This window comes from Streptomyces sp. CBMA123, assembly GCF_014596465.1.
GTDB lineage: Bacteria > Actinomycetota > Actinomycetes > Streptomycetales > Streptomycetaceae > Kitasatospora.
In genome coordinates this window covers 1-6,708 of sequence record NZ_MECK01000278.1, presented here as the reverse complement: position 1 = coordinate 6,708, position 6,708 = coordinate 1, and the positions used below count along the sequence as shown (strand labels likewise).

Genomic DNA, 6,708 nt, shown 5'->3' with positions numbered 1-6,708 from the left:
GCTCTGCTTCGCCCTGCCCCGGGCCGCCGCCGGCCCGCAGGACTACCGCTCGGCCCGCGCCCACCTGCGCGGCGAGACCGCCGTCCTGGCCGAGCGGCTGGCCCACCGCGAGCGGCAGCGGATCGCCGACGGCACGGACCACACCGCGCTGGAGTCCTACGACCTGATCTCCGGCCTGGCCGGGCTCGGCGCCGTCCTGCTCGACCAGGACCGCCCGGCGACCGAGGCGGCGCTGCGGAGCCTGGTGGCACTCACCGAGCCGCTGGCCGGGCTGCCCGGCTGGTGGGTCGCCCAGGACGTCCACAGCTACCGCACCGTCACCCCCGGACTGGGCCACGCCAACCTCGGGCTGGCGCACGGCGCCCCGGGCCCGCTCGCGCTGCTCGCGCTGGCCTGGCGGCAGGGGGTGCGGGTGCCGGGGCAGGCCGAGGCGATCACCCGGCTGGCGCAGTGGCTGCTCGGCGAGGTCCGGACGGACCGGGCCGGGCCGTGGTGGCCGGCCTCCGTGGAGCCGGCGCCCGGCGTCGCGGAGGCACCCGGCGTCGCGGAGGCACCCGGCCGCCCGTCCTGGTGCTACGGCTCCCCCGGCATCGCCCGCGCCCTGCAACTCGCCGGGCTGGCACTCGACGTGCCGTCCTGGTGCCGCACCGCAGAGGCGGCGCTGCTCGCCGCCCTGGACCGCAGCGGCGAGGCCCTCACCGACACCGGGCTCTGCCACGGCTGGGGCGGACTGCTGCAGTGCGCCTGGCGCATCGCCCAGGACGGCACCGACCGCCGGACGGCCCAGCGCCTCCCCACCCTGGCCGCCCGACTGCTTCAACTCACGGACCCAGATGGCCCGTTCGGCTTCGTCGAGCCCCGCACCAGGCACGGCTGGACGGACGACCCGGCCGGCTTCCTCACCGGCGCCGCCGGAGCCGCCCTCGCCCTGCACACCTTCGCCACCGACCACGCCCCCGCCACCTGCTGGGACCGCGCCCTGCTGCTCGCCTGACAGCCGCACCACCGGCCCGAGCGATCGGTGGCACCCCCACCACCCCGCACCCCACCACCCCGAGGCCCGCCGCCGGACGCCCACCACCCCGACGCCCGCCGCCCGAGGCCCAAGCCACCCAAGGTCGCCGGTCCCCCGGCGCTGATCGAGGCCCCGCCGGCCGATCCCGAGCCGGAGGCCCTCCGCCTGCCCTGGGCGCCCTGACCATCCGCACCCGGAGGCATGGCGGAAATCGTCATCTGCGTGTCCTTGCCGCCAACGGCCGGGCCCGGCCAGGCTGGGGAGGTGAGCAGCCCGCGCATCGTCTTCGCCGTCTTCCCGGACTTCCAGATCCTCGATCTGACCGGCCCCCACGAGGTCTTCACCCATGCGGGGCGGCTGACCGGCGGCGTCGTCATCGACACCGTGGCCGCCGCGCCCGGACCGGTGCCGGCCAGCAGCGGTCTCGCCGTCTCCCCGACCCGGACCATCGACGAGTTCGACGGACTCGACGAGGCCGACGCGCCGGTGGACACCCTCGTCGCCGTCGGCGGTGAGGGCGTCCACCAGGCCTGCGAGGACCGCCGGTTCGTCGACTGGTTCGCCCGCACCGCCCGGCGCTCCCGCCGCACCGCCTCGGTGTGCAGCGGCGCCTTCCTGCTGGGCGCGGCCGGACTCCTCGACGGGCGGCGCGCGGTCACCCACTGGTCGCACTGCGCCCGCCTGGCCGAACGCCACCCGCTGGTCACCGTCGATCCCGACCCGATCTTCGTCCGCGACGGCGAGCTGTGGACCTCGGCCGGGATCACCGCCGGCATGGACCTCGCACTCGCCATGACCGAGGCCGACCACGGGCCGGAGGTCTCCCGCACGATCGCCCGCCGACTGGTGATGTTCGTCCAACGCCCGGGCGGTCAGGCGCAGTTCAGCGCCCAACTGGCCGCCCAGCGACCGGAGCGGGCACCCCTGCGCGAGATCCTCGCCTGGATCGCCGACCACCCCGACGCCGACCTCGGCGTGCCCGCCCTGGCCGCCCGCGCCGCGATGAGCGAACGGAACTTCACCCGGGTCTTCCGGGCGGAGACCGGCCGCACCCCCGCCGCGTACGTCGAGAGCGTCCGGGTCGAGGCCGCCCGGCGGCTGCTGGAGACGACGAGCGCCAAGCTCGGCGCGGTGGCCCACTCCTGCGGCTTCGGCACCGTCGCGACCCTGCACCGCAGCTTCAAACGCGCCCTGCACGTCACCCCCGGTGACTACCGCAGGCGCTTCTCCGCCCACCCCGTCCAGGTCTGAAAGGCCCGCCCGTGCGCATCGTCATCCCGCTCTTCGACGGCTTCACCGCTCTGGACGCCGTCGGCCCGTACGAGGTCCTCCGGATGCTGCCGGAGGCCGAGGTCCTCTTCGCCGCCGCCACTGCGGGCGTCCACGCGGACGGCGACGGCTCGCTCGGCCTCCTCGCCCCCGCCTCCTTCGAGGACGTCACGGCGGCCGACGTCCTGCTGGTCCCCGGCGGCCCGGGCGCGCGCCGCGGGCTCGACGACCGGCTGCTGCTGGACTGGATCCGCCGCATCCACGCCACCAGCACCTGGACCACCTCGGTCTGCACCGGCTCCCTGCTGCTCGGCGCGGCCGGCCTGCTCGACGGCCTGGCGGCCACCACCCACTGGAGCGCCGTCGACACCCTGGAGTCGTACGGCGCCAGGTACACGGCGCAGCGCGTCGTGGAGCAGCCCGGCGGCATCGTGACCGCCGCCGGGGTGTCCTCGGGCATCGACATGGCGCTGCGGCTGGCCGAACTGATCGCCGGCCGGGTCGCCGCCGAGGCCTTCCAGCTCGCCATCGAGTACGACCCCCAGCCGCCCTTCGACTCGGGCTCCTACGCCAAGGCCTCCACGGAGGCGAAGGAGTACCTGGCGAACGGTCCGCACCGCTCCGCCGCGCGGCCGCAGGATCGTCCGAAAATCGGTTGATCGCGGGCCAGCGGGTCGCCAGTCTTGCCCGGTGACTCTGGATCTGGCCCCCTTCAGCCTGACGTGGGCCGAGGTTGACCCCGCCCGCCATCCCTTCGACCACGACGCCGCAGCCGAGGTGGTGCGCGCGCTCGGGCCCGCCCACCGGGCGCCCGTCCGGCCCGACTTCCACGTCCTCGATCCCGCGTCCTCCGCCTGGCGCTCGGACGTGGGCACTCCGTGGGCCGACGCGATGTCCTACGCGCTGGCGCAGCGCTACGGCCGGTGGGCGCTGGGCTGGCGCTGGTCGGTCGGCGAGGCGGACTACGACGGCGGACCGGTCGGCACCTGGTGCTGCACCTCGCACTCGATCACCACCCCGGAGGAGACGGTCGGACGCGTCGTCAGCTCATTGTGCGAGTGGCGCGATTGGCTGGAGCTGCTGGCCGGCCGGTTCGAGGCGTACCCCCTGGATCCCGCCGCCGTCGACGGCCAGCGGATCCTCTGGGAGCGTGCCGTCCGGAACCTGATCCAGCAGGTCTCCGACTTCACCGGGCACGAGAGCGCCTGGTTCGGGCACTGCCGGCAGGTGCTCACCTGGTTCCTCGACCGCTGGGGATTCGATCCGGCGGCCGCCGAGCGGCTGGTCGGGCAGGCGATCGGCGGACGGTTCAAGAGCTGGACCGCCCCGGACCTGGTGCTGATCGACGACGTCGCCGAGCGGATCGCGCGCTCGCTGCGGCCGGAGGACAGCGGCGTGCGGCCGGACGGCCCCACGCCGGACCACCTGGCGGGCTGGCTCACCACCCGTGGCACGATCGCCTGGCCCGAGCCGTCCGCAGCTGCCGCGGACGGACCGGTGACCCCGGCCCGCGACGGCGCCGCCGAGTCCATCCGTGCCTTCGACGCCGCCATCGACCCCGCCCGTGCGGACGGCCTGCTCGCCGCGCTCGACCTGCTGCGGGCCGACGCCGCGCGCGGTGCGGACCTCGACTTCGGCCTGCTCCGGCGCTGGCAGCAGCACGTCCTCGGCACCGCGCGGCCGCCGGAGTTCCGCACCCTGCCCGCCTTCGCCAAGGAGGGCCGGGAGCGCTACGGCATCGGCCCGGACACCCGGGCCCGGCTCGACGCCTGTCTGGCCGAGAGCGCGCCGGATGCCGCGCGCCCCCTCCCACTGGCCGCCCGCGCCGCGCGCGCCTACCTGGACGTGTGCTTCTTCCACCCCTTCGACGACGGCAACGCGCGCTGCGCCTTCCTCGTCCTGGTCTTCGTCCTGGCCCGCGAGGGCGTCGCCCTGGACAGCGTCGGCCTGCTGCGCCGGCTGGGTTACCGCGCCGCCGACCCGTCGGGCGCGGTGTTCCTCGCCGGCTTCCTCGACACCCACCTCGCGGAGACCCGCCGCCGGGCGGCCTGAGCGGCCCCGCCGGTGCGCACGAGAAGTCGACCCGTCCGACGTCCGGTGTCCAGCCGCCCGTTGAGCCCGCCTCAGCGGTACCAGCTGCGGATCGCCGCCGCGCTCTCCCGTACGTCGGCGTTCCCGGCGCGGATCCGGGCGGCCAGCTCCACGGCCTGCTTGGGCTCGGCGGTCACGATCACGCCCGAGGCGCTCAGGTAGGAGGCGGCGACCACGGCGGCGAAGTGCTCGTTGGCGGACTCCAGGGCCGGGGCGCGGATCAGCTGGTGCATCAGCGCGGCCGCGCGCTGGTGCACGGCACCGTACACCGGCACGTCCATGACCTCGTCGGCGTGCCGGGCCACGGCGGCGGCCAGGGTGCCGTAGTCGGTGACGTCCGGGTCGTTCGGCAGGAACTGGTGGGCGATGTCGAGCAGCCAGACCCGGTCGATCCGCAGGATCACGCCGCGTCCGCCGTGGCGTCGCGGGTGCTGCGCGGGTAGGGCCCGAACTCCTCCTCGAAGGCGGGCGCCCAGGCCTGGGCGAAGTGGGCGGCGGCGGTCAGGAACCGCTCGCGCCGTTCGTCCGCCTCCTCCGCCAGCACCCTGCGGGCGTAGTCCGGCAGGCTCATCCCGGCGGCCTCCGCGCGCTGCTCCAGGGCCTCGTGCACGGCGTCGTCCAGTCGGACGTTCAGCTGCTTCATGGCGGCGAGCGTAGCCGCCGGTAGCGCCCGCTACAAGGCGGCCTCAGTACACCGGCGGCCGCCCCAGCCGGGCCATCCGCCACACCGTGGCCCAGCGGATCGGGCGGCGCGGCGGGCACGGGGTGCGGACGCCCTCCAGGAAACCGGCGCACCACGCCCGCAGCCCGGCCCTCGGCGGGCGCCGGCTCAGTGTGTAGAGCGTCCAGGAGGCCAGGTAGAGCGGCACCAGCGGGGCGGGCAGGTGACGCTTGGCCAGCCAGACCCGGTTGCGGGCGGTGCGGCGGTAGTACCCGGTGTGCCGGGCGGGGTCGGTGCGCGGGTGCCGGAGCAGCAGGTCGGCGCGGTAGTGGACGGTCCAGCCGGCGTCGAGGGCGCGCCAGGCGAAGTCGGTCTCCTCGTGGGCGTAGAAGAACTGCGCGCAGAAGTCGCCCACCTGGGCGAAGACGTCCATCCGGATGGCGTGGCCGCCGCCCAGGAAGCCGGTGACCTCGCCGGAGCGCAGCGGGCCGGCGGCGCCGAGGCGCGGGACGTGCCGGCGCTGGGTGTGCCCGGTCTCGTCGGCGATCCGGAAGCCGACCACGCCGAGGCGCGGGTCGTCCTCGAAGGCCTCGCGGACCAGCCGGAAGGTGTCGGTGCGGGGCAGCAGCCCGTCGTCGTCCAGGTTCACCACGACGTCCACGCCGCCGAGCCGGCGCAGCCGTTCGATGCCGGCGTTGCGGCCGCCGGGGATGCCGAGGTTCTCGGGGAGTTCCACGGCGTGCACCCAGGGCGGGAGTGCGGGCAGCCGGGCGCCCTGGCCGAGGACCACGACCGTCGCGCCACCGCCCTCCTGGGCGGCCACCGAGTCGAGCAGCGCCCGCAGTTCCCGGGGCCGGTCGCCCATCGTCAGCACCACCACGCCCAGCGTCACGCCCATCCGCAACCGCTTCCTATCCGCCGTTCTCCACCCGGACCGCCAGCGCGGGCCAGCGCGCCGCCCACCGGCCCAGCCGCTCCGCGTCCAACGGGCCCCGCGGAAGCAACGACGCGTCCGGGTGGAAGGTCACGCAGGTGCCGGTGGTCCCGTCGGGCTCGACCGGGTCCAGACCGGTCGCCGGCAGGCCGTGCTCGTAGCGCTGGGTCCAGGCGCCGTTGAGCCGGCGGTTGGTGTGCAGCAGCCGGGTGCTCAGCGCCGCGACCACGGACATGCCCCGGCGCGGGTGCCCGTCCGGGAGCGCCTCCGCCCCGGGGTGGTCGAAGAAGCGCAGGTCCTTGGTCGCCATGACCGGCTTCTTGACCACCTCGCCGCGCTCGGCGACCCGGGTGTCGGTGCCCCGCCCGTCGTCCCGGACGGAGACCGCGCCGTCGGCGTGCAGGGTGACGACGCACTGGCCGCTCCCGCGCGCGGCCGCCTCGTCGGCGGCGTACGCCAGCACCTCCAGCACAAGGTGCGCCACCCCGCCCGGCGCGTACCCGGCCGCGTCCGCCCGGATCCGCGCGAGGTGCTCGCCGTCCACGGCGGCTGCCCAGTCATGGGTGGTGTTGCTCCAGTCGGCCCTGCTGCTTCCGTCCATCCGAGGAGTATGCCCGAGCCCTCACCCGCCGCCCGTCGATCCCCCAACGCATGGCGCTGGTACCGCACTTGCCGCCCGCGCCGGTACCGCACTTGCCGCCCGCCCCGGGCCCGCACGACCAGCCCGTGTCGGCCCTG

8 protein-coding genes are annotated in these 6,708 nt (G+C 75.8%); 4 read left to right on the top strand and 4 right to left on the bottom strand.

Annotated elements, in window-relative coordinates; all coding sequences use genetic code 11:
• The 4 genes from BG452_RS26965 to BG452_RS26950 all read left to right on the top strand — a co-directional run.
• The coding region (locus tag BG452_RS26965) for a lanthionine synthetase C family protein (RefSeq protein ID WP_188306956.1) at positions 1-994 on the top strand (994 nt) is incomplete at its 5' end.
• 285 nt (positions 995-1,279) lie between these two features.
• On the top strand, positions 1,280-2,266 hold the full coding sequence (locus BG452_RS26960) for a GlxA family transcriptional regulator (protein ID WP_188306955.1): 987 nt from the start codon (positions 1,280-1,282) through the stop codon (positions 2,264-2,266).
• A gap of 11 nt (positions 2,267-2,277) precedes the next feature.
• Positions 2,278-2,943 carry a DJ-1/PfpI family protein gene (locus BG452_RS26955; RefSeq protein WP_188306954.1) on the top strand — a complete coding sequence of 222 codons (666 nt, stop codon included), beginning with the start codon at positions 2,278-2,280 and terminating at the stop codon, positions 2,941-2,943.
• 31 nt (positions 2,944-2,974) lie between these two features.
• Positions 2,975-4,336 carry a Fic family protein gene (locus BG452_RS26950; protein WP_188306953.1) on the top strand — a complete coding sequence of 454 codons (1,362 nt, stop codon included), beginning with the start codon at positions 2,975-2,977 and terminating at the stop codon, positions 4,334-4,336.
• Between the two features lie 71 nt (positions 4,337-4,407).
• Here the strand turns inward: BG452_RS26950 and BG452_RS26945 are convergent, their stop codons facing one another.
• Genes BG452_RS26945 through BG452_RS26930 form a run of 4 tightly spaced genes read right to left on the bottom strand, consistent with a single transcriptional unit; the run spans position 4,408 to position 6,571 of the window.
• Entirely contained in the window at positions 4,408-4,779 is a 372-nt protein-coding gene (locus tag BG452_RS26945; RefSeq protein WP_188306952.1) for a fic family toxin-antitoxin system, toxin component, read from the bottom strand.
• Positions 4,776-5,018 (bottom strand): plasmid mobilization protein, encoded by a 243-nt coding sequence (locus BG452_RS26940; protein WP_188306951.1) that lies wholly within the window; start codon positions 5,016-5,018, stop codon positions 4,776-4,778. Before BG452_RS26940 ends, BG452_RS26945 begins: the two co-directional genes overlap by 4 nt.
• A 43-nt stretch (positions 5,019-5,061) precedes the next feature.
• Positions 5,062-5,934 carry a glycosyltransferase family 2 protein gene (locus BG452_RS26935; RefSeq protein WP_188306950.1) on the bottom strand — a complete coding sequence of 291 codons (873 nt, stop codon included), beginning with the start codon at positions 5,932-5,934 and terminating at the stop codon, positions 5,062-5,064.
• A 13-nt stretch (positions 5,935-5,947) separates the two neighbouring features.
• On the bottom strand, positions 5,948-6,571 hold the full coding sequence (locus tag BG452_RS26930) for an ATP-binding protein (RefSeq protein WP_188306949.1): 624 nt from the start codon (positions 6,569-6,571) through the stop codon (positions 5,948-5,950).
• Positions 6,572-6,708 lie beyond the last annotated feature (137 nt).